Source organism: Streptococcus sp. CL6.35 (genome assembly GCF_049737915.1).
Taxonomy (GTDB): domain Bacteria; phylum Bacillota; class Bacilli; order Lactobacillales; family Streptococcaceae; genus Streptococcus.
On sequence record NZ_JBKOTU010000001.1, the window covers coordinates 481,446 to 501,909 of the forward strand.

The following is a 20,464-nucleotide window of genomic DNA, read 5'->3' on the forward strand; positions in this document are numbered from 1 at the left end:
CCTTTAGGCAGCGGTTAATTTCTTATGTAGGTAACTTCCGAGTTTACGGGCTCCAAAGTTAAAGATGAGGATAAAGATGAGGAGCACAGCTGCAGAACCTGCTGATACGATAGTTCCATCAGGAATGGTTCCTTCACTATTAACTTTCCAGATGTGGACAGCCAAGGTTTCTGCTTGACGGAAGATAGAGATTGGGCTGGTCACACTGAGAATATTCCAGTTAGACCAGTCTAGAGCTGGAGCGGATTGTCCTGCTGTATAGATAAGAGCCGCAGCCTCACCAAAGATACGACCAGAGGCCAAGACAACCCCCGTTACGATGCCTGGAAGGGCTTCTGGAATGACCACATGGACAACTGTCTCCCAACGAGAAATCCCAAGAGCCAGACCAGCCTCACGTTGCGTATGGTGAACGTGTTTTAAGCTGTCCTCAACATTTCGAGTCATCTGAGGAAGGTTAAAGACCGTCAAGGCCAAGGCGCCTGAAATAATTGAAAATCCATACTCAAACTGAACTACAAAGATCAAGTAACCAAAGAGACCTACAACCACTGATGGCAGTGAAGACAAGATTTCAATACAGGTTCTGACAAAATTGGTCACAGGACCTTTTTTGGCGTATTCAGCTAGGAAAATCCCAGCTCCCATAGACAAAGGCACAGAGATAATCAAGGTAATAACCAGAAGGAAGAAGGAATTATAGAGCTGAATTCCAATCCCTCCGCCTGCTTGGTAAGAAGAGGATTTGCCAGTCAAGAAAGACCAAGAGATGTGGGGCAAACCACGAACCAAGATATAAAGAATCAAGGATGCCAGGATGGCAACGATAATTCCTGCAATCGAGTAGAGGACAGCTGTTGCAATTTTATCTAATTTCTTAGCGTGCATAGTTTTTCTTTCCTCTTTCTTTCGTAATCAATTTAATCACACTGTTGAAGGCCAAACTCATCAAAAGCAAGACTAAGGCCAGTGACCAGAGAACATTATTATCAACTGTACCCATGACGGTATTTCCAATACCCATGGTCAACACAGAAGTCAAGGTCGCAGCAGGTGTTGTCAATGAAGTTGGGACAACGGCTGAGTTTCCGACGACCATCTGAATGGCCAAAGCCTCACCAAAGGCACGCGCCATCCCAAAGACCACTGCTGTGAAAATCCCTGAACGCGCTGCCTTCAAGGTCACGCGCCAGATGGTTTGCCAGCGGGTGGCTCCCATAGCCAAACTTGCTTCGCGGTAGTGACGAGGCACCGCACGCAAGCTATCTGTTGTCATAAAGGTTACCGTCGGTAAAATCATGACAAAGAGTACGAAAATCCCTGACAGAATCCCAAAACCAGTTCCACCAAAGATACTACGGACAAAAGGAACTACGACCTGCAAACCTATAAATCCATACACTACTGAAGGAATTCCGACTAGCAATTCAATGGCTGGTTGCAAGATTCTAGCACCTTTTGGTGAGACCTCGGTCATAAAGACAGCTGCACCAATGGCAAAAGGAGTTGCGATAAGGGCTGATAGGATTGTGACAATAAAGGAACCCAAAATCATGGGAAGGGCACCAAATTGTTTACCTGAAGGATTCCAAGTTTGTCCAAAGAGAAAATCAAAGATGTTGACCCCATTGACAAAGAAGGTCGACAAGCCTTTTTGGGCTACGAAAATCAAAATCATAGCCACAATGATGACAATCAAAGACAGGCAGGCAAAGGTCAAGCCTTTTCCTAATTTCTCTAGACGAGAGTTCTTTGAGGGAGAAAGCAATTTTTTAGCTAATTCTTCTTGATTCATTAGTGACTCCCTTCTAGTGCTATCACCGTTCCTACAGCATCTTTTTCAACCTTCATTTCCTTAACAGAAATATAGCCCATCCCCTTAACGATTCCACTTTGCGCTTCATCTGAGAGGACAAAGTTGAGAAATTCTGCCACCAATTCATTTGGTTGACCTAGGGTATACATGTGTTCATAAGACCACAAAGGCCAGTTATTGGTTGTAACATTTTCTGCAATCGGCTCATAGCCATTCAACTTCATGCGTTTCACCGAGTCATCCACATAGGCAAAGGCTAGGTAAGAAATGGCTCCTGGTGTCTGGGAAACAATGTTTTTGACCATCCCATTTGAATCCTGTTCTTGACTCTGCACGGCAGATTGACCATCCATGATAACACTATCAAAGGTTGCACGTGAACCCGAACTTGCCGCACGATTGATAATGGAAATGGCTAGGTCTTTCCCACCGACTTCTTTCCAGTTGGTCACTTGACCTGTGAAGATGCTACGGAGTTGTTCAGTTGTCAGATTTTCAACATCAACTTCCTTGTTTACAATGACTGCCAAGCCCGCTACAGCAACCTTATGGTCCACTAGAGCGGATGCGTTGATACCGTCTTTTTCCTCGGCAAATACGTCTGAATTTCCTACATCAACGGCTCCAGACTGAACCTGAGACAAACCTGTACCAGATCCTCCACCTTGGACGTTGACTGTTTTTCCAACGTGCATAGAGCCAAATTCATCTGCTGCTGCTTCGACCAAAGGCTGAAGAGCCGTTGAGCCAACAGCTGTCATGGATTCCCCACGATCAATCCAGCTAGCACATCCCGCCAAAGAACCTGCTAGCAAAAGAGCCGCAAGGGATAGAGCGAGTTTTTTCCTTTTTTTCACTGTTTTTCTCCTTGAAAATAATGGTGAATGCTGTGAATTTTTTCAACTATTTATTTATGTTTTTCTTTTTTAAAATTGAGAGCAAACTGAAGTTGATAGCTTAATTTTACTAGAAATTTGCTCAGTTGCCGTCTCCACCAATTTTGACTTAAAATGAAAGACAATTTGAAAAAAAATCCATACTTCCACTATAACATAGACAAGCTACTTTGACTAGCATTTTCACTTGAATCTGAGGCCTTTTGGAAAATAATTTTTCAAAACATTTCCCGTCACCTTAGCAAATCCCAAGCCATTGCCTTGAATCAAAACTTGGTACCAACCATTTGGTAGACTTTCCGCCAACCGAACAGTCTCTCCAGCCGCATACTTGACAAACGCTTCTTGGTCAATTTCAACCGACTGCTTGATCTGACTCGGTTTCAAGGCTAGACCAAGAGCAAAACTAGGCTCAAAGCGTTTCTTCTTAAAAGTGCCCAAATGCAGTCCATTGCGAGCAATCTTGAGTTTCCCTAAATCTGGCAAGAATTCTGGCAAGAGATAAAGTTGGTCACCAAAAGTCTGCAAGATTCCCCTTAGATTGATTTTCAAGTGTTTTTGGGCAAATTCCTGCCACAAAGTAACTTGTTCTCGGCTGAGATTGCTCTTACTTGCCTTACATTTAGGAGCTGAATTGTCACCTTTAAATTGTAAATGAGCGACAAACTGCCCCTCTCCCTTAAAATGATGAGGATACATCCGAGCCGTTTCTGGCAGGTCAATACCAGCTACCATTCCATTGATATGCTCTACTGGTAACAAATCAAAATCATACTCCTCCAGTAGCCAATTGACAATCTCTTCGTTTTCCTCGGGGGCCCAGGTACAGGTTGAATAAACCAAGCGACCACCTTCAGCTAGCATGGTCACTGCATCCTCCAGAATTTCTCTTTGCAAGCTAGCACATTGACTTGGATAATCTAAGCTCCAATAATCCATAGCATCTGGTTGCTTACGGAACATTCCTTCACCAGAGCAAGGGGCATCAAGAACGATTAGGTCAAAATAGCCCTTAAAAACCTTGGCCAAGCGGTCAGCAGATTCATTGGTTACCACGACATTTGTCGCTCCAAAGCGCTCCATGTTTTCAACCAAAATCTTAGCCCGTTTGCTTGAAATTTCATTGGAAACAAGTATCCCCTCCCCTGCTAGATAGGCTGCTAGTTGAGTGGATTTTCCACCCGGTGCAGCAGCCAAATCCAAGACCTTCATACCAGGACTGGGCTGGGCTACCTGAGCAACCATCTGGGCAGCGGGTTCTTGCGAATAAACCAAACCAGTAGCATGCTCAGGTGATTTCCCTGAAACCTTCCCATAATGTCCCCAAGGAGTTTGAGGAATGGCATCAGGAAAAGAAACTGGCGCTTCTTTTAAAGGATTGACCCGAAAGGCCGAAACCGCTTCCTCCTCAAAAGAGGCAAGAAAATCTCTTGCCTCATCTCCTAGTATCTCTTCATATTTTTCAACAAATCCTTCTGGAAATTTCATTTAAGTTCTTTTCCTTTCGTAAATATAGGACTGAATTTCCTCCTGCATCTTAAGAGGTAGCATCATGACCGGTTGTCTGGTTTGAAAATCAGGAGCTTCACCAGATAGGGTCACAACCCGATAGCCCAGACTTTCCCCTAAAATACTAGCCGCAGCATAATCCCATGGTTGCAGATAGGTAACATAGGTCAACAAACGCCCTGACAAAATCTTTACAAAACTAATGGCCGCACTCCCATAGACACGAACACCGAGGACCGCTCGACCCAAATCAGCCAGCCCCCATTCGTTGGTTTCCAACATACCACTATTTCCTGCAATGAGGAAATCTCCAAGTGGTTTTTCTTGAAAGGGAGCTAGGGGCTTATCGTTTCGACAAACTGGAAAGGCTCCACCACCATGGTAACAATCCCCTTTGACCACATCATAAATGATACCAAACTGTCCCTGACCATTCTCAAAATAAGCCATCATGACAGCAAAATCTTCCTGCTGGGCTACAAAATTATTGGTCCCATCAATGGGATCAATGACCCAAACCTTGCCCTCTTGAACCGAGGCTCGCAGACACCCTTCTTCAGCGCAAATCTTATCCTCAGGATAACGGGATAGAATTTCACCAACCAAGAGTTCCTGAACTTCCTTGTCCAGTCTGGTTACCAAATCTGTTGGAGAGGACTTGGTCTCAACACGCAAGTCTTCCTGCATATGGTCAAGGATGTACTGCCCCGCCTTCTTGACAAGCTCTTTGGCAAATTCAAATTTACTTTCCAAGAGAAATCTTTCCTTCCCCTTTTTCCTTGGCAGCCTGAACTGCTCGGTAAAGCGAATAGCCACTAACTGTTTCAAATTCTCGTCCCAAACGTTTCTCTTCGCTCTTGCTTGGCACGACCGCTTTGAATCCCTTATAGGAGTCCAGTAACTTTTTAGCCTCTACCTTGCCCTCATAGGCAGCTTCAACATCATTAAAAAAAGAAAGCACTGAAGCAAGTTCTTCAGTGCTCCACGACAAATCTAGTGGGTAACTATACTGTTTGTTCATTAACTAATACCAGCTCTCATTCTTGCTTCTTTTAGTTCTTGCTTACGGTAACTACGAGGGAGAAAAGCACGAATCTCATCTTCATTAAAACCAATTTGCATACGTTTGGCATCAATAATAATTGGGCGACGCAAAAGACTTGGATACTGCTCAATTAAATGAAGCAATTCCGATACCGAGATACTCTCTACATCAATATTCAATTTTTGAAAAATTTTTGAACGAGTTGAAATGATGTCATCAGTACCATTTTCGGTCAAGGAAAGAATGTGTTGCAATTCCTTTCTTGTTAAGGGACTGGTCATAATATTGTGCTCCTCAAAGGGCACCTTATGTTTTTCTAACCAGGCCTTCGCCTTACGACATGAAGTACAGCTCGGTGATAGAAATAGTGTAATCATGCTTTTCTCTTCTTATCTATACTTTGCTACTTCTATTATACAAAAAAATAAAGCGCTTGACTAGAGATTTTTAGAAAAAAAGCCTATTTTTTCAAGAAAAATAGACTGTTTGCGAACGATTGAGGTAAGGTAGATTTAGTTAATTCACTCTTGACAATAGTTTCGAATCACATACCTAACTTATTTACTCAAAATAAGAACATCTTTAGTATTATTTCCTAAGACTTTTCAGGTACAAAAAACCAAAGAAGCTCTCATAGAGGGCGAAAAAGAGGAGGAAGGCATGGAGGAAGAAGGTCTCTGGTAAAATCAGAATAACAGGATCCTTGGCTGGATCAAAAAGCCAGGTATCATCTCCCACAAAGAGAATTTGATGGAAAAGAGTAAAGAATTGGTCAAAACCAATCAAAACTCCTCCAAGACCAATCAGCACAGGCAAGACTACTAGAGTCAAAAGCCCCTTACTGAATAAAGATAAAAAGCCCTTTTTAACAATCCCTTTGACAAAGAAATAGAAACTTGGTAGTGTCACTAGAGCTACTAGCTGAACAAAGTGAAAGAGATTCTTCACCACCGCAAAATGGTGTAATCCAGCTGTTGACGAACGAAAATCTGGCATCTGCAAGACTTGAATAAAAGGATTAGTCAGGTAATTCATCAAGATATGAAAGTTATATTGAATGGTTTCTGGTTTTAGATAAACTCGATTCGTTAAGTTCAGCCACTGAATTTCCAGCGGATAAAAAATCCAAACCAAATAAATGGTCAAAAGGATTGAGAGGGAGAGGAGAAAGAGCATAGAGCTCCAAAAGGTCAGTTTAGTTTTCATCAAAGTTCCACTCCGCAAGGCTAGAAACCACATGAGTCGGTGCGATTGGCAGGTCTGCTACTTCTTCTGCCTTGGTAAAACCTGTCGTTACCAAGAGCGTTGGAATGCCATTGTCAATCCCTGCTCGGATATCTGTTAAGTAGTTGTCCCCAACCATAATCAACTCTTCACGTTCCAAACCTAAGTGCTCAACTGCCTTGTCCATAATGATGGCATTTGGTTTCCCGATATAAACAGGCTTCACTCGTGTTGCTACTTCAAGCAGCGTAATCAGTGAACCAGCACCTGGCAAAAGACCGCGTTCTGTCGGGATGTTGAGGTCAGGATTGGTTCCGATAAAGTGAGCGCCTTTTTGAATAGCAAGAGTTGCTGTGGCAAATTTTTCATAGTCCACTTGCCAGTCCAGTCCAACTACCACATAGGCAGGATTTCTCTTGTCTTCCACATAACCAGCCGCCTTGATGGCTTCTTTGAGACCTGATTCTCCGATAACATATACCGTCTTTTCAAGCCCCAAATCGTTCATATAGTCAATGGTTGCCAAAGTCGCTGTGTAGACAGTCGATAGGGGCGTATCGATATTAAAATTCTGAGCCAACATTTCCTGAACACTCTCAGGAGTACGAGTCGTATTGTTGGTCACAAAAAGATAGGGGATATCCCGCTTTTGCAATTCATGGACAAAAGCTTCTCCTGCTGGAATTCGATCTTTGCCCTTATAAATGGTTCCGTCTAAATCAATTAAATAGCCTTTATATTTCATATTTTTCTCTAATCCTTCTTCATTTCTTGCCAAGTGATGATGGCTTGGGCATTGGTAGCCCCGTCACTTGTAATCTCATGTTTACTTTCCAGTCCAGTCCGTTCAACAGCCGATGTAATCACCCCACCTGGTCTAACTTCCTTGACATACTTGAGGTTGATTTTCTTGGGAATATATTGGGTCAAAAAATCCGCACCCATGACCTCAAAAATCCAGTCCAAGTATTTACTGTTATTGACATGGCCATTCATATCCAAGTCGTAAAAACGGACATGGTAATCCTTACTGATTGGCTCTTCTAGATTTGCATACTTTGGTCCGCGAATCAATTTTTTATCAAACTCAGACTGGTAAGGAGCCACAATATCAGGTTCGACAGCATGGACTTTTCGACTATCTCGATCCATGAGAACAAAGGTCGCCAACATGCGAATGATTTCTTGACCTGCTTCATCATAGATAGTGAAACGGCGATAGCAAAAGAGTCGATTGTAGCTCAAGGCTTCCGTTTCAATGGTGATTTCTTCCGCAAAACAAGGCAAACGAACCACCTCAATATCATAGTCTGTGATAATCCAGACCAGATTATAGTCTTCCAAAATGGCCTTATCACTAACTCCCAGCTCAATCGACTGCATCCCTGAAACTTGTAGGGATAGTAAAATCACATCTGGGAGTTTGATATGACCGTTCATATCAGCCATATCAAAAGGAATTTTCATTTTCATTTGATAAGTTAAGCCCATCATCCTACTCCAAAATAAATCGTTCTGCTACAGTGTCTCCCAAAAAGAGACCTCTTTTTGTCATGCGCACGCGATCACCGTCTATTTGCATGAGACCTTGTTGAATCAAGTCCTTGACAATTTCTCCATAAAGTCCATCAAAAGACCGTCCAAATTTTTCCTCAAATCGCACCATGGAGACTCCTGATTTCTTGCGGAGTCCCAAGAACATTTCTTCTTCCATTTGCTCTTTTTGACTCAGGTGCTCTTCTGTGATACGTGCATTGCCTTCCTCAACTGCACTGAGATAATGACGAATCGGACCATGATTTTTATAGCGCACTCCGTTGACATAACCAGAGGCCCCAGCACCGATGCCATAGTATTCAGCATTATCCCAGTACATGAGATTGTGGCGGCTTTCAAAACCAGGCTTTGAGAAATTGGAAATCTCATAATGCTCAAAACCAGCTCGCTCCAGCTCTGCAATGATGTACTCAAACATCTCAGCTTCCAGTTCCTCCTTAGGCAGAGGTAATTTCCCTCGTCGCATACGGTTCATAAAGACCGTATGGTTTTCTAAAATCAAGCTATAGAGACTCATGTGGGGAATATCCAGTCCAATAGCCTTAGCCACATTTTCCTTGACCTGCTCCATGGTCTGACCTGGCAGTGCATAAATCAAGTCTATAGAGATATTGTCAAAACCAGCCAGTTTCAGGCGGTCGATATTTTCATAAATATCCTTCTCCAAATGACTGCGCCCAATCTTTTTCAGCATTTTATCGTCAAAGGTTTGCACACCTAGCGAAACACGATTGACAGCCGAGTTTTTCAAAACAGCTATCTTATCTGCATCCAAGTCGCCTGGATTGGCTTCAATGGTCAACTCTTCTAAGACAGACAAGTCCAAGTTTTTAGTCAAGCCCTTCAATAACACCTCCAGTTGAGAAGCTGATAGAGCTGTCGGTGTTCCACCACCAATATAGAGGGTTCTTAACTTTTGAATATCATAAGATTGAAACTCTTCTAACAGATGTTCCAAATAACTATCTACTGGCTGATTCTTGATAAAAACTTTTGAAAAGTCACAATAATAACAAATCTGGGTACAAAATGGGATGTGCACATAGGCTGACGTTGGTTTCTTCTGCATAGTACTTATTATACCACAAAGACAGGCTACGAGAAAAAAATCACCATCCCCAGATACATAGTCCGTCCAGAGATGGTGATGGTTTATTCTTCTGTTATGTCAATAACAATCTCTTCTGATTCATCAAGAGTTTCGGCCTTTTCTTGCCATTGCTCCTTGAGATTATTGAATTGATTTTTTGATGCTTCTGTCGCTTGACGAGCACATGATTTGGCTTGAGCAAGGACACTGTCCACAGTGATTTCACCTGACTCAACCTGTTCTTTGGTTTTCAGAACAAAATCTGTAGCCTGCTCCTTAACTTCTGTTAGTTTTTCACAGACCTGCTCCTTGGCATACTCCGGATCTTCTCTCAAATCATCTAGAAAATCTTGAGCCTGACTGCAAACTTGTTTGCCCTTGTCGCTTGTTAAAAACAAGGCAAGAGCTGCACCTGAAACGGTTCCTAAAAGGATTGAGGATAGTTTACCCATAAGAATTCTCCTTTTTTATTTTTTGAAAAATTTACTTGCAAGACGAAGAGCTGACAGACTTGCACCAGTCTTGAGTGTTTTTGATCCAGCTGATGAAGCTTTCTTGCTCAAGACACGCGCATGGTCATTGAGGTCGGAAACAGATAGAGATAAATCTGCAACAGCACTAAAGAGTGGATCAATCGTTGCTACCTTGACATTGATATCATCTGCCAAGACATTGACCTTAGCCAGCAATTCATTGGTATGATGCAAGGTCACATCCACATCTGAAGTCAAGGTTTTAATCGTCTTCTCTGTTTCATCAATAACACGTCCAAGCTTTTGTACAGTAATGATTAAATACACTAAAAATACAATCAAAGCAAGGGCTACAAGAATATATGCAACTTCTAACATTTAGTTTTCCTCCTCTGAAATATAGTAAGGGGCCTTCTTTCGATTTTGATATAGAATGATAAAAATACCAAGACCGATAAGGACAACTGATAGCCATTGAGACACTCGAAGACCAAAGAACATGAGACTATCTGTCCGCATACCTTCGATGACCATACGACCGAAACCATACCAAATCAAGTAAAAGGCAGTGATATGACCTCGTCTAAGGCTCTTCCATTTTCGTCTGAATATCAAAATTAAAGTAAATCCAAGTAGATTCCATAGAGACTCATAAAGGAAGGTCGGTTGACGGTAGCTCCCCTCAATATACATCTGGTCACGAATAAAGCCAGGTAGATAATCCAGATTATCCACTGCTGCACCATAGGCTTCTTGGTTAAAGAAATTGCCCCAGCGACCCAAACTTTGGGCAATCATGACGCTAGGCGCCGCAATATCTAGGAAATCCCAAGTATTGATGAGTTTACGATCAGCAAAGATATAGAGTACAATAGCCCCAGTTATCAAACCACCGTAAAAAGCCAAACCACCATTCCAAATGGCAAAAATTTCTCCCAAGTTCTGACTATAGTAATCAAAACGGAAAATAACATAATAGAGACGAGCTCCTAAAATAGCCAGAGGAAAGGCTATCAAGATAAAATCTAAAATATCGTCTGGTATGATCTTCTTTCTAGGTGCTTCTTTCATGGTCAAATAAACCGCAAGAATCAAGCCTGTTACAATACACAAGGCATACCATCGAATGGCTAGAGGGCCTAGATGAATCGCAATTGGATCAAACATTAGGCACCTCCTCGTTTTGAGCAATGAGATTGGTCAAGCGTTCTTCGAACAAACGCGTCGCATCAAAGCCCATTTCCTTGGCACGATAATTCATGGCAGCAGCCTCAATCACGACAGAGATATTACGACCTGTTTTCACTGGAATGCGGATACGAGGAATGGCTACGCCAGAAATTTCTATTTCCTCTGCATTGTTTCCAAGACGATCAAAAGTTTTATGTGTATCGTAATTTTCCAAATAAACAGCCAGCTGGACTTGTGAAGAATCCTTGACGGCACTCGCACCGTAGAGGCTCATGACATCGATAATCCCAACCCCACGAATTTCAATCAGGTGTCTCAAGATTTCAGCTGGTTCACCCCAAAGAGTAATCTCATCCTTGGCAAAGATGTCTACGCGATCATCTGCTACCAAGCGGTGACCACGTTTGACAAGCTCTAGACCTGTCTCACTTTTACCAATTCCACTATCGCCCTGAATCAAGACACCCATACCATAGATATCCATCAAGACACCGTGCACACTGGTACGTTCTGCCAAACGAGAATCCAAATAGCTAGATAACTCTCCAGACAATCGACTGGTCGCCGTACGGCTAGTTAAAATAGCAATCTTACATTCTCTAGCTGCCTTTAGCATCTCCTCAGGAACCACCAAACCACGAGCAACAATAACCGCAGGTGTCTCAGGTAGAAACATTTTTTTCAAGACTTGGTAACGGTTGTGAGAGGACATCGAAACGAGATAGGACCACTCCTTCATTCCCAAAAGTTGAATCCGCTCAGGCGTATAATAGTCAAAATAGCCCGTCATTTCAAGACCAGGTCGCGTAATGTCCGCGGTATTAATTTCCTTTTCAAGTAATTCTGGTTCGCCATAGACAATGTCTAGTCTAAGCTTTTCAATCACTTCTTTTACTAAAACCGACATCATTTCCTCCTTCAAATGAGTTCTTCTCTCTATTATATCAAATTGTAGGAGGATATTTGAGATTTTTGCAGGCTTTGTAGTATTTATTTAAAAGAAAAAGACTAGATTTCTCTAGCCTTTCATTTCTAATTAGAATTTTTTACGTTTACGAGCTGCTTCTGATTTACGTTTACGTTTTACAGAAGGTTTTTCATAGAATTCACGTTTGCGTGTTTCTTGAAGAGTACCAGCTTTAGTAACCGCACGTTTGAAACGACGAAGTGCGTCGTCAAGAGATTCATTCTTACGTACTACTGTTTTAGACATTTTTTTCACTCCCTTCAAGTTCAAGATCTATTCTATTTTACACGTAAAAGGAATAATTGTCAAGAGGAAACTAAAGTTTTATTCTTCATAATGATTAATAATATAGTTCGCCATCTCCTCCATATCTGCTTCAGACAAAGGTAATTCCCAGTTTGTTGTTTCCATTTTAAGAAAAACATCACTGACTTTTGATTTATTATCTTGTAACAAAATTATGTCATTTTTTCCAAACATAATACCTATCCGATCATATAAGACATGAAGATTATTTTCTTTATTTGGATCAATATCAAAAGCTTGTAAAGAGATTAAGATTTCATTTCCTTTATAAGACAATTCAATCCACATATGATTTGATAAATCATATGGTCTATATAAAGTTCCACCTGATGAGTAATTTGTTTTTCCATATCCTCCACTTGTCTTTACAAATGTATCAGTGCCATCTTTCTCTTTTAAAAATACTAAGTTTCCATCATTATCTTTCTTATTTAGAAGAAAGTCTATTATACTTTTTCTTTCTTCCGTTCTAGCGTTCTTATACGCTTCTTTTATTTTTAGAAATTCTTCTTTATTATTCATGTGTCCTCCTATCGTAATGTTGAAGTTTTATATGTCTAAAACCACTCACTCCAAAGAGCAAGTGGTTCTTATGCTTTTTTATTTTTCAAGTAAGCTGAGCGCTTCAGCATCTGCAATGATGGTCACATCAGGGTGATTTTGGAGGCTACTTGCTGGTAGGTTCTCAGTCACTGGGCCAGACACTGTTCCTGCAATGGCTTCTGCTTTCGACTCACCATAAGCAAATAGAAGGATTGACTTGGCATCCAAGATATTTTTAATCCCCATTGAAATGGCTTGAGTTGGGACGTCTTCAATCTTGTCAAAGAAACGTGCGTTTGCTTCAATAGTAGACTTGTCAAGTTCTACAAGGTGAGTTTGACTGTCAAATGGAGTACCGGGTTCATTAAATCCGATATGTCCATTGCGACCGATTCCCAAAATTTGGAGGTCAACTGGATGGTCAGCCAAAACTTGGTTGTAGCGTTCAACTTCAGCTTCAGCATTGTCCTTAACCCCACGAGGCAAGAAACTTTCTTTAAACGGTTTTTGGTTAAACAAGTTTTCTTGCATGAAGTAACGGTAAGACTGTGGATTATCTCCATCAAGTCCTACATACTCATCAAGGTTCACACTGGTTAAATTTGAAAAATCAAGGTCACTCTCAACAATTTCCTTGTAAAATTCAAGTGGGCTACTTCCAGTCGCAAGTCCTAGGGTTTTAGCGCCGTTGGCTATTTTTTCCTTCAAAATCTCAAAAGCAACTTTTCCACCTTCGATTTGGTTTTCAACTTTAATGACTTTCATCTTTTCATCCTCCGCTTTAATCTATATTTATTATATGGTATAGACCAATTTTTGTCAAGTGAAAACGATTTAATTTTCAAAAAAAGAGCGACTATACTTGAAACATGTTATAATGGATAAGATTAGAACTTAGAAAGAATGAACAAATATATGAATACAGCTGATTTTGATTTCCACTTACCCGAGGAATTGATTGCCCAAACGCCTCTTGAAAAACGGGACGCCTCTAAACTCCTCATCGTCAACCGTGAGACGGGAGAAATGCAGGATAAACACTTCCACTCCATTATTGATATGCTTGAACCTGGTGATGCCCTTGTTATGAACGACACCCGAGTTCTTCCTGCTCGCCTCTATGGTCAAAAAGAGGAGACTGGAGGCCATGTGGAACTTCTACTCCTTAAAAACACTGCTGGAGATGAGTGGGAAGTTCTGGCTAAACCTGCCAAACGCCTCAAGGTCGGAACTCGTGTCAACTTTGGCGATGGTCGTCTCAGCGCTGTCGTCACGGAAGAATTGACCCACGGGGGCCGCATTGTCCGCTTTGAATACCAAGGAATTTTCCTAGAAGTCTTGGAAAGTCTGGGAGAAATGCCGCTGCCACCTTATATCCACGAAAAATTGGATGACCGTGAACGTTATCAAACGGTCTACGCCAAGGAAAGTGGCTCTGCTGCTGCACCGACTGCTGGATTGCACTTCACCAAAGAACTGCTAGCAGAAATCCAAGCCAAAGGTGTTCATCTAGTCTATCTCACTCTTCACGTCGGACTCGGAACCTTTAGACCTGTTTCTGTGGACAATCTGGACGAACACGAAATGCACTCAGAATTCTATCAGCTTTCTGAAGAAGCAGCTGCCACCCTTCGCTCTGTTAAGGAAAATGGTGGTCGCGTCATCGCTGTTGGAACCACTTCTATCCGCACCTTGGAAACTATTGGTTCCAAATTTGATGGGCAAATCCAAGCAGATTCTGGCTGGACCAATATCTTTATCAAACCTGGTTATGAATGGAAGGTCGTGGATGCCTTCTCAACCAACTTCCACCTGCCAAAATCAACTCTGGTCATGTTGGTTTCTGCCTTTGCCGGCCGCGAATTAGTCTTAGACGCTTATCACCATGCCATCCAAGAACACTATCGCTTCTTTAGTTTTGGCGATGCCATGTTTATCTATTAATTTACATAATCAAAAAACGCATATTATCAAGGTTTTATAAAGCCTGATAGTATGCGTTTTGTAATGGATAAAAAATGAGTTAATTTATTCTAAAGCTCGTATCTTTCAAGCTCTGGACACTGGCATTGATCACCGCGCCGATAATCAAAATCTTAGCGATGAGAATAAACCAGAACATCATGACCACCACGACGACGGAACTGAAAAAACGCACGTCCACTAGGTGATTGACATAATTGTTAACATAGACTGAAAAGATATTGAGTAGTAAGACCAGGGTCAACAAGACAAAGGCACTACCTGGCAATACAGAGCGAATCCTTCGCACCTTAACATTGGGTAGAAAATAGTAGAGCATGACCAGGATGGCAAAAATCAAGGCATAGACCAAAGGGCCTGTTAGGTCTTGCAGATAATCAAAAAGAGGACTATCCGATTTCCAATAGCTTTTGACAAGGTTGAGGAGCATACGGCCAAAGACACTCAAAAACAGAGCTAAAGCAAAGAGAATCTGCAAGCCAAAACTGACAAACAAACTCATGAGTTGATGGGAAATCATTCCACGATTTTTTGATACTCCGTAAGCTTTATTAAAGGCTTTCTGCAGGAAATTCATAGATTTTGAAAAGGTCCAGAGGGCTGACAAAACCGCAAAACTCAATAAACCCGTTGACGGTTGGGTCAGCACTTCTGTAATGATCTTTGCGACCACATCATACATGGTATCCGGCAAGAATTCATTGACAACCTTTAAAAAATTAGAAACTGGAATCTGAAAATATGGGAGGATATTAACTACCACCAAAAGCAGGGGAAAAATCGAAATCAACCAATAGTAGGCTACTGCGACACTGGTTAACTCACTATCTGATGCTTGATAATAATGCAAAAAAGCTTTTAATAAGGGCTTATCTATCAGCTCTTTCCACCACTTCTTCATATCATACTCCTTCACTTATAATCTTGATTAATTTCTTCTTACCAATTCCATCATATCATAAGGCAGGGTATTGGCAGCTTCCTTCAAGGAATAGTTCTCTAAGTTATTGACATTTTGTCGTAACTTCTTGGCATACTTGGTCGTAATCAATCGTTTCTCTTCATATTCGAAAATCAACTTGCGCTCCAGATAATAGCCTCTCAGCATTTCATCGATATTGTTGGGCTTAACACGATTGATAACCCGTTCAACAAAGGCACCACTGGTGATAATAGCTGTTTCTCTGAGACGAGAATCCTGCATGAAACTGATCAAAGAACTCTTATAAACCCCTTTTAGGTTCTCCAGACTTTCGATAATCATCTCTGTATTTTCTAGATAGAGCTCTGCAATTTGGTCATAGTCAAGAGCTCTGAGTTTCTGTGATTCTTCATTTTTCCAACTGCGGAAGGTCTTACCAAAGGTAAAAACTTCATGAAGGAGAAAACGTAAAATCCGCAAGGAAACAAGGAAATAATAGGTCAATCGTGAAGCAAACTTGCGATTGATACTTTGTTCCATGTTTTTCAAATAACGTTGGTAAACTCGATAGGCACGCTCACTCATCTTGTCTTCTTCGTAAGCCTGTTCTAAACCATCACTTTCAATACTGAGGATGAGAAGTTTCAAGGCCTCCCAGTCTTCTTGAGCCCCCTTATTTTCTTGACTCAAGATAAGATTCTCTATTCGTCCATGGTAATTGTCAATGGCTGCATAGAGAGGGAGCTTATTTCTGGTATCTTCCAACTCTTTTTCCAACTCTATCGTTACTTCATTCAAAATGGCGATATGCATGAGATAGTCCTTACTTTCTTCCTGTTCATCAGAAAGATGAGGCAAGACTACGAGACCTGTTAAAAAGCTTACAAGCGTCACACCTGCGACAAGGAAAAGCAAGAGAGGATACTCCTGTTCTAGATTACTTGGTATCAGAAGGATCGTAGCAATCGACACCGTTCCCTTGACACCTGAGAAGGTCAAAAGAAGCATGTCCTTCATATACTTATTTAGCTTTTTCTTGAGACGTCTAGTCCTATAGGCATAATAGCCATAAATCATGACAAAACGAATAGCAAAGAGGACAAAGGTAAGGGCTATAAGAGATACCAATAGAAGTATAGGATTATAGATTGAATTGGTCAAGATAGGTTCTGCTATCATTTCCAACTCCATCCCTAAAATCACAAAGACAGAACCGTTCAGCATAAAATTCACTGTATGCCAAACCGTCTCGGTTACTGTATCCACTTGTGCTTCGAGGAGCGTAATTTTCTTAAAACGGCTTGCCTTTAAAATCCCAGCAACTACAACGGCAATAATCCCTGAAACGTGGACTTCTTCTGCTAGGAAGAAGGTCACCAGAGGCAAACTCAATTCTAATAAAAGTTCACTAGCAATATCCGTTGCTCTCACACTCAGCAAGAAGCTATGGAGGAAACGGTTGGTCATGGCTGTTAAAAAGCCAATTAAAAAACCGCCTAGGATTGAAAAGATGAGCGAACTACTCGCTTGGCCAAGGGAAAAGGCTCCAGTTGTCCAAGCTGTCAAAGCTACCTGAAAGGCAACCAAGCCAGAAGCATCATTCAAAAGTCCTTCACCTTTAAGGATATTGGACACGCGCTTAGGAAAGCTAAACCGCTCCGAAAGAGAGGCAAAGGCCACCAAATCCGTAGGGCCAAGGGCTGCCCCAACAGCCAAGCAAGCCGCCAAGGGAAGACTGAGCCAAAGAAGATGGGCCAAGCCACCCAAACTCAGGGTCGAGATGAAAATCACTGGAAATATGAGATAAACAATGATTCGCCAGTGTTTTAAAATAGCCGTAATATCTGCTTCCTCCGACTCTCGGAAAAGCAATGGCCCAATAACCAGTGCCAAAAACAACTCTGTATTGAGGTGAAAGTCGGTATTGGGTAAAAAGAGACCAATCACAATTCCCAGAAGAATTTGCACCAAAGGAAGCGGCAAAAAGGGCAGGAGCTTATTGGTTGTACTTGAGACAATCAAAACCAGTAAAAATAGGATGAGGTAAATCAATAATTCCACGCACGTCCTCCTTAATCTTTTTTACAACAAGATTCAAAAATCTCCTTCTGCTCTTTGATTTTTTGGTCAATCTTGGAACAATCTTTGTGCTCAATTTTTCTCTGACACCGTTCCATCTCAAGAGCAACTAATTTTTTCTTGATTTTAAGCATTTTTTTGCTCATATGCGCTTGGTCTAACACACCCACCGCTCGTTCATGGTGAGTTGATTCAACAAAATTCTGGCGCATGGCATCCAGCTTTTCACGTAGGTATTGTTTATCCATGTCTATATCTCTCTAATTTTTCAATCATTACTAAAAATGGTGGGTTGTTGACTTGGTTTAAAGTTCGGTAAATGGCAGCTGTGTACTCTTGTTGGTTCAACTGGCTAACAAAATTCAAGACAGCATCTCGCTCAATATCTCCTCCCTCATGACCATAGTAAATCATGATAGCAATCCGTCCCCCTTTGACCAGCAAACGACACAGCTTTTCTAAGGCTTCAATGGTAGTCTGAGGTTGGGTGATGACGGACTTATCAGCTGACGGCAGATAACCCAGATTAAAAATCCCTGCCTTGACTTCTGTCACAAACTGGTCCAGTGTCTCATGGCCTTGTAAGATTAACTGGGCATTTGTCAGGCCAGCTTGGTTCAAACGCTCTTGCGTCTTTTCCAAGGCTTGCTCCTGAATATCAAAGGCATAGACTTGCTTGGCTAGCTTGGCTAAAAAAAGCGTGTCATGGCCATTTCCCATAGTCGCATCCACTACGATATCCTCTTTTGTAACTACTTCAGCCAAAAAATCATGTGCCATCTCAAGTGGTCTTTTCATTTTCAAACTCCTGTTTTGCAGCCTTGCATCCTTGAACGCTTCCACGACGTCGCATCTCCATCTCAATACTATTAAGGACTTCCCATTTATTGAGGCTCCACATAGGCCCAATCAGCATATCCCTAGGTGCATCTCCCGTGATTCGATGGATGACGATATGTTTGGGTATGATTTCCAGTTGGTCACAGATGACCTTGACATACTCGTCCTGACTCATGAGTTGTAAACGTCCCTCGTGGTAATCTCGTTGCATACGAGTATTTGTCATAAGGTGAAGCAAATGCAGTTTAATCCCTTGAATATCGTTATCCGTGACACAGCGGCGGACATTTTCAATCATCATCTCATGGGTTTCACCAGGAAGTCCGTTAATCAAATGAGAAACAATCTCAATCTTGGGATACTTTCTCAAACGCTTGACCGTTTCCACATACAATTCATAGGAGTGGGCACGGTTAATCAGATCAGAGGTTGCTTCATAAGTGGTCTGCAAGCCCAATTCAACCGTCACATGCATGCATTCCGACAACTCAGCCAAATATTCGATGGTTTCGTCTGGTAAACAGTCTGGGCGCGTTCCAATATTGATTCCTACTACACCTGGTTCATTGATAGCCTGTTCATAGCGCTCTCGAATAACTTCAACCTTTTCATGGGTGTTGGTAAAATTTTGAAAATAAACCAGATACTTCTGAACATCTGGCCACTTGCGGTGCATAAAGTCAATTTCCTTATAAAATTGCTCACGGATAGGCGCATCTGGTGCTACAATAGCATCTCCAGAACCTGAAACCGTACAAAAAGTACAGCCTCCATGAGCCACAGTTCCATCACGATTGGGACAGTCAAATCCCGCATCAATCGGGACTTTAAAGGTCTTTTCTCCAAAGAGTTTTCGATAATAATCATTCAAGGTGTTATAAGATTTCATAACCTTCATTATAACAAAAAACATTCACAATCTCAAAAGACTAACTTTCCTATAAATTCCTCTGTTTCTCGTTTCCATTAGACTTTTTTTATGATACAATATGGGTATGATTTTAATGAAATTAGCATCTATTTTATTATTGATACTGACTTTGGTAGTCTGCATTATCATAACTAAACTGTTTAGATTAAAAAAACTAGGACGAAACTTTGCGGATTTGGCTTTTCCAGTTTTAGTATTTGAGTATTATTTGATTACATCTAAAACCTTTACCCATAATTTCCTCCCTAGACTGGGGCTAGCTCTCTCAGTCCTAGCCATTATTCTCGTTTTTTTCTTCCTTTTGAAAAAACGCAGCTTTTACTATCCTAAATTCATCAAATTTTTCTGGCGTGCAGGATTCTTAGTAACCCTTGTCATGTATATCGAGATGATTGTTGAATTGATGGCCCAGAAATAAAAAACTAAATTTAAAACACCTCAATCAAACTAAATACAGTGATTGAAGTGTTTTTTCTTTATATCTTTTTTAATAATTCTTATACTCAATGAAAATCAAAAAGCAAACTAGGAAGCTAGCCGCAGGTTGCTAAAAGCACTGCTTTTAGGTTGTAGATAGAACTGACGAAGTCAGCTCAAAACACTGTTTTGAGGTTTCAGATGGAAGCTGACGTGGTCTGAAGAGATTTTCGAAGAGTATTATTTTCCTTCTTTATCAGGAAATAGATAACCAATACCTACACAAGCTAGGACACCTGCTCCAATCACCAATCCGCTTGAAATTGGCAAAAGATCCAAAATCGCATTTGCAATGATAAAGGCAATAATCAAACACATGAGACTAGCCTTGTAGTCTTTTTTCAAAAGATTCTCCAGAGTGAAAAAGAGGAACAAGCCTACCGGAATCAATGACCAAAGGTTGACATTCAAACTTGGCCAACCAATAGAACCAAAATACAATACTGTCGCTGCTGCTACTAAAAATACCATCCCCAATAATTTTTTCATTTTGATCTCCAATTTCTTTTTTATGAACCTGACTTGTCTGATATCGACGCCTCACGTCCCCTACAAAAATTATTATAGCAGAGCCCAGTTTCAAGAACAAGCTCTGTTGCCTATCTGGTCTCTATA

26 protein-coding genes are annotated in these 20,464 nt (G+C 41.3%); 2 read left to right on the forward strand and 24 right to left on the reverse strand.

The window, feature by feature from the left end; genetic code table 11:
• Positions 1-3: 3 nt before the first annotated feature.
• The 18 genes from pstA to ACLNCP_RS02505 all read right to left on the reverse strand — a co-directional run bounded on the left by pstA (position 4) and on the right by ACLNCP_RS02505 (position 13,382).
• Positions 4-888 carry a phosphate ABC transporter permease PstA gene (pstA, locus tag ACLNCP_RS02420; RefSeq protein ID WP_000543046.1) on the reverse strand — a complete coding sequence of 295 codons (885 nt, stop codon included), beginning with the start codon at positions 886-888 and terminating at the stop codon, positions 4-6.
• A complete protein-coding gene (gene pstC / locus ACLNCP_RS02425; protein WP_001070902.1) occupies positions 878-1,795 on the reverse strand; it encodes a phosphate ABC transporter permease subunit PstC in 918 nt (305 codons plus the stop codon). The genes pstA and pstC overlap by 11 nt, the downstream gene beginning before the upstream one ends.
• Positions 1,795-2,673, reverse strand: coding sequence for a phosphate ABC transporter substrate-binding protein PstS family protein (locus ACLNCP_RS02430; protein ID WP_424843989.1), 879 nt, complete (start codon positions 2,671-2,673; stop codon positions 1,795-1,797). Before ACLNCP_RS02430 ends, pstC begins: the two co-directional genes overlap by 1 nt.
• Before the next feature lie 222 nt (positions 2,674-2,895).
• Positions 2,896-4,200 (reverse strand): RsmF rRNA methyltransferase first C-terminal domain-containing protein, encoded by a 1,305-nt coding sequence (locus tag ACLNCP_RS02435; RefSeq protein WP_261053155.1) that lies wholly within the window; start codon positions 4,198-4,200, stop codon positions 2,896-2,898.
• Positions 4,201-4,974, reverse strand: a complete 774-nt coding sequence (locus tag ACLNCP_RS02440; protein ID WP_084888549.1) for an inositol monophosphatase family protein — start codon at positions 4,972-4,974, stop codon at positions 4,201-4,203. It lies immediately after the preceding gene.
• Entirely contained in the window at positions 4,964-5,242 is a 279-nt protein-coding gene (locus ACLNCP_RS02445) for a UPF0223 family protein (RefSeq protein ID WP_001041974.1), read from the reverse strand. Before ACLNCP_RS02445 ends, ACLNCP_RS02440 begins: the two co-directional genes overlap by 11 nt.
• Positions 5,242-5,643 carry a Spx/MgsR family RNA polymerase-binding regulatory protein gene (locus ACLNCP_RS02450; RefSeq protein ID WP_000631255.1) on the reverse strand — a complete coding sequence of 134 codons (402 nt, stop codon included), beginning with the start codon at positions 5,641-5,643 and terminating at the stop codon, positions 5,242-5,244. Before ACLNCP_RS02450 ends, ACLNCP_RS02445 begins: the two co-directional genes overlap by 1 nt.
• Before the next feature lie 211 nt (positions 5,644-5,854).
• Positions 5,855-6,472: a TIGR01906 family membrane protein gene (locus tag ACLNCP_RS02455; protein WP_084888551.1), complete on the reverse strand. Its 618-nt coding sequence runs from the start codon at positions 6,470-6,472 to the stop codon at positions 5,855-5,857.
• Positions 6,462-7,235, reverse strand: a complete 774-nt coding sequence (locus ACLNCP_RS02460) for a TIGR01457 family HAD-type hydrolase (RefSeq protein ID WP_424843990.1) — start codon at positions 7,233-7,235, stop codon at positions 6,462-6,464. Before ACLNCP_RS02460 ends, ACLNCP_RS02455 begins: the two co-directional genes overlap by 11 nt.
• Positions 7,236-7,243: 8 nt before the next feature.
• Positions 7,244-7,981, reverse strand: a complete 738-nt coding sequence (locus ACLNCP_RS02465) for an acyl-[acyl-carrier-protein] thioesterase (RefSeq protein WP_261116330.1) — start codon at positions 7,979-7,981, stop codon at positions 7,244-7,246.
• 4 nt (positions 7,982-7,985) lie between these two features.
• On the reverse strand, positions 7,986-9,116 hold the full coding sequence (hemW, locus tag ACLNCP_RS02470) for a radical SAM family heme chaperone HemW (protein ID WP_084888555.1): 1,131 nt from the start codon (positions 9,114-9,116) through the stop codon (positions 7,986-7,988).
• A gap of 83 nt (positions 9,117-9,199) precedes the next feature.
• On the reverse strand, positions 9,200-9,589 hold the full coding sequence (locus ACLNCP_RS02475) for a YtxH domain-containing protein (protein WP_004258510.1): 390 nt from the start codon (positions 9,587-9,589) through the stop codon (positions 9,200-9,202).
• A 15-nt stretch (positions 9,590-9,604) separates the two neighbouring features.
• Positions 9,605-9,988, reverse strand: coding sequence for a DUF948 domain-containing protein (locus ACLNCP_RS02480; protein WP_000895040.1), 384 nt, complete (start codon positions 9,986-9,988; stop codon positions 9,605-9,607).
• Positions 9,989-10,777, reverse strand: coding sequence for a prolipoprotein diacylglyceryl transferase (gene lgt / locus ACLNCP_RS02485; RefSeq protein WP_424843991.1), 789 nt, complete (start codon positions 10,775-10,777; stop codon positions 9,989-9,991).
• Entirely contained in the window at positions 10,770-11,708 is a 939-nt protein-coding gene (hprK, locus tag ACLNCP_RS02490) for an HPr(Ser) kinase/phosphatase (protein ID WP_049516049.1), read from the reverse strand. The genes lgt and hprK overlap by 8 nt, the downstream gene beginning before the upstream one ends.
• A gap of 129 nt (positions 11,709-11,837) precedes the next feature.
• Positions 11,838-12,014 carry a 30S ribosomal protein S21 gene (gene rpsU, locus ACLNCP_RS02495; protein WP_000048054.1) on the reverse strand — a complete coding sequence of 59 codons (177 nt, stop codon included), beginning with the start codon at positions 12,012-12,014 and terminating at the stop codon, positions 11,838-11,840.
• 78 nt (positions 12,015-12,092) lie between these two features.
• The gene (locus ACLNCP_RS02500; RefSeq protein ID WP_261035910.1) at positions 12,093-12,596 is read right to left on the reverse strand and encodes a hypothetical protein; all 504 of its coding nucleotides are present in this window, start codon (positions 12,594-12,596) and stop codon (positions 12,093-12,095) included.
• A gap of 78 nt (positions 12,597-12,674) precedes the next feature.
• The gene (locus ACLNCP_RS02505) at positions 12,675-13,382 is read right to left on the reverse strand and encodes a glucosamine-6-phosphate deaminase (protein ID WP_049499531.1); all 708 of its coding nucleotides are present in this window, start codon (positions 13,380-13,382) and stop codon (positions 12,675-12,677) included.
• A 150-nt stretch (positions 13,383-13,532) separates the two neighbouring features.
• On the opposite strand from ACLNCP_RS02505, the gene queA reads away from it, so the two are divergent.
• Positions 13,533-14,561: a tRNA preQ1(34) S-adenosylmethionine ribosyltransferase-isomerase QueA gene (queA, locus tag ACLNCP_RS02510; protein ID WP_261014042.1), complete on the forward strand. Its 1,029-nt coding sequence runs from the start codon at positions 13,533-13,535 to the stop codon at positions 14,559-14,561.
• A 79-nt stretch (positions 14,562-14,640) separates the two neighbouring features.
• Here the strand turns inward: queA and ACLNCP_RS02515 are convergent, their stop codons facing one another.
• The 5 genes from ACLNCP_RS02515 to ACLNCP_RS02535 are packed head-to-tail and all read right to left on the reverse strand — an operon-like array spanning position 14,641 to position 19,339.
• Positions 14,641-15,501 (reverse strand): YihY/virulence factor BrkB family protein, encoded by an 861-nt coding sequence (locus tag ACLNCP_RS02515; protein ID WP_020902460.1) that lies wholly within the window; start codon positions 15,499-15,501, stop codon positions 14,641-14,643.
• Between the two features lie 27 nt (positions 15,502-15,528).
• On the reverse strand, positions 15,529-17,583 hold the full coding sequence (locus ACLNCP_RS02520) for a cation:proton antiporter (protein WP_424843992.1): 2,055 nt from the start codon (positions 17,581-17,583) through the stop codon (positions 15,529-15,531).
• Between the two features lie 11 nt (positions 17,584-17,594).
• Positions 17,595-17,849, reverse strand: a complete 255-nt coding sequence (locus ACLNCP_RS02525) for a hypothetical protein (protein WP_000361085.1) — start codon at positions 17,847-17,849, stop codon at positions 17,595-17,597.
• The gene (locus ACLNCP_RS02530; protein ID WP_020902457.1) at positions 17,842-18,399 is read right to left on the reverse strand and encodes a tRNA (mnm(5)s(2)U34)-methyltransferase; all 558 of its coding nucleotides are present in this window, start codon (positions 18,397-18,399) and stop codon (positions 17,842-17,844) included. The genes ACLNCP_RS02525 and ACLNCP_RS02530 overlap by 8 nt, the downstream gene beginning before the upstream one ends.
• A complete protein-coding gene (locus tag ACLNCP_RS02535) occupies positions 18,383-19,339 on the reverse strand; it encodes a TIGR01212 family radical SAM protein (protein ID WP_261038896.1) in 957 nt (318 codons plus the stop codon). The genes ACLNCP_RS02530 and ACLNCP_RS02535 overlap by 17 nt, the downstream gene beginning before the upstream one ends.
• Before the next feature lie 91 nt (positions 19,340-19,430).
• Between ACLNCP_RS02535 and ACLNCP_RS02540 the strand changes: the two genes are divergently transcribed.
• Positions 19,431-19,790, forward strand: a complete 360-nt coding sequence (locus ACLNCP_RS02540) for a DUF3397 domain-containing protein (protein ID WP_424843993.1) — start codon at positions 19,431-19,433, stop codon at positions 19,788-19,790.
• A gap of 239 nt (positions 19,791-20,029) precedes the next feature.
• Here ACLNCP_RS02540 and ACLNCP_RS02545 read toward each other — a convergent pair whose 3' ends face one another.
• Complete coding sequence (locus ACLNCP_RS02545) at positions 20,030-20,338, reverse strand: hypothetical protein (RefSeq protein WP_314498980.1); 309 nt, start codon at positions 20,336-20,338, stop codon at positions 20,030-20,032.
• Positions 20,339-20,464: the final 126 nt, after the last annotated feature.

Coding starts and splice junctions, on each gene's coding strand:
- pstA (WP_000543046.1), bottom strand. CDS start 888: ATGCACGCTAAGAAATTAGATAAAATTGCAACAGCTGTCCTCTACTCG.
- pstC (WP_001070902.1), bottom strand. CDS start 1,795: ATGAATCAAGAAGAATTAGCTAAAAAATTGCTTTCTCCCTCAAAGAAC.
- ACLNCP_RS02435 (WP_261053155.1), bottom strand. CDS start 4,200: ATGAAATTTCCAGAAGGATTTGTTGAAAAATATGAAGAGATACTAGGA.
- ACLNCP_RS02445 (WP_001041974.1), bottom strand. CDS start 5,242: ATGAACAAACAGTATAGTTACCCACTAGATTTGTCGTGGAGCACTGAA.
- ACLNCP_RS02450 (WP_000631255.1), bottom strand. CDS start 5,643: ATGATTACACTATTTCTATCACCGAGCTGTACTTCATGTCGTAAGGCG.
- ACLNCP_RS02455 (WP_084888551.1), bottom strand. CDS start 6,472: ATGAAAACTAAACTGACCTTTTGGAGCTCTATGCTCTTTCTCCTCTCC.
- ACLNCP_RS02460 (WP_424843990.1), bottom strand. CDS start 7,235: ATGAAATATAAAGGCTATTTAATTGATTTAGACGGAACCATTTATAAG.
- ACLNCP_RS02465 (WP_261116330.1), bottom strand. CDS start 7,981: ATGGGCTTAACTTATCAAATGAAAATGAAAATTCCTTTTGATATGGCT.
- hemW (WP_084888555.1), bottom strand. CDS start 9,116: ATGCAGAAGAAACCAACGTCAGCCTATGTGCACATCCCATTTTGTACC.
- ACLNCP_RS02475 (WP_004258510.1), bottom strand. CDS start 9,589: ATGGGTAAACTATCCTCAATCCTTTTAGGAACCGTTTCAGGTGCAGCT.
- ACLNCP_RS02480 (WP_000895040.1), bottom strand. CDS start 9,988: ATGTTAGAAGTTGCATATATTCTTGTAGCCCTTGCTTTGATTGTATTT.
- lgt (WP_424843991.1), bottom strand. CDS start 10,777: ATGTTTGATCCAATTGCGATTCATCTAGGCCCTCTAGCCATTCGATGG.
- hprK (WP_049516049.1), bottom strand. CDS start 11,708: ATGTCGGTTTTAGTAAAAGAAGTGATTGAAAAGCTTAGACTAGACATT.
- rpsU (WP_000048054.1), bottom strand. CDS start 12,014: ATGTCTAAAACAGTAGTACGTAAGAATGAATCTCTTGACGACGCACTT.
- ACLNCP_RS02500 (WP_261035910.1), bottom strand. CDS start 12,596: ATGAATAATAAAGAAGAATTTCTAAAAATAAAAGAAGCGTATAAGAAC.
- ACLNCP_RS02505 (WP_049499531.1), bottom strand. CDS start 13,382: ATGAAAGTCATTAAAGTTGAAAACCAAATCGAAGGTGGAAAAGTTGCT.
- queA (WP_261014042.1), top strand. CDS start 13,533: ATGAATACAGCTGATTTTGATTTCCACTTACCCGAGGAATTGATTGCC.
- ACLNCP_RS02515 (WP_020902460.1), bottom strand. CDS start 15,501: ATGAAGAAGTGGTGGAAAGAGCTGATAGATAAGCCCTTATTAAAAGCT.
- ACLNCP_RS02525 (WP_000361085.1), bottom strand. CDS start 17,849: ATGGATAAACAATACCTACGTGAAAAGCTGGATGCCATGCGCCAGAAT.
- ACLNCP_RS02530 (WP_020902457.1), bottom strand. CDS start 18,399: ATGAAAAGACCACTTGAGATGGCACATGATTTTTTGGCTGAAGTAGTT.
- ACLNCP_RS02535 (WP_261038896.1), bottom strand. CDS start 19,339: ATGAAGGTTATGAAATCTTATAACACCTTGAATGATTATTATCGAAAA.
- ACLNCP_RS02540 (WP_424843993.1), top strand. CDS start 19,431: ATGGGTATGATTTTAATGAAATTAGCATCTATTTTATTATTGATACTG.
- ACLNCP_RS02545 (WP_314498980.1), bottom strand. CDS start 20,338: ATGAAAAAATTATTGGGGATGGTATTTTTAGTAGCAGCAGCGACAGTA.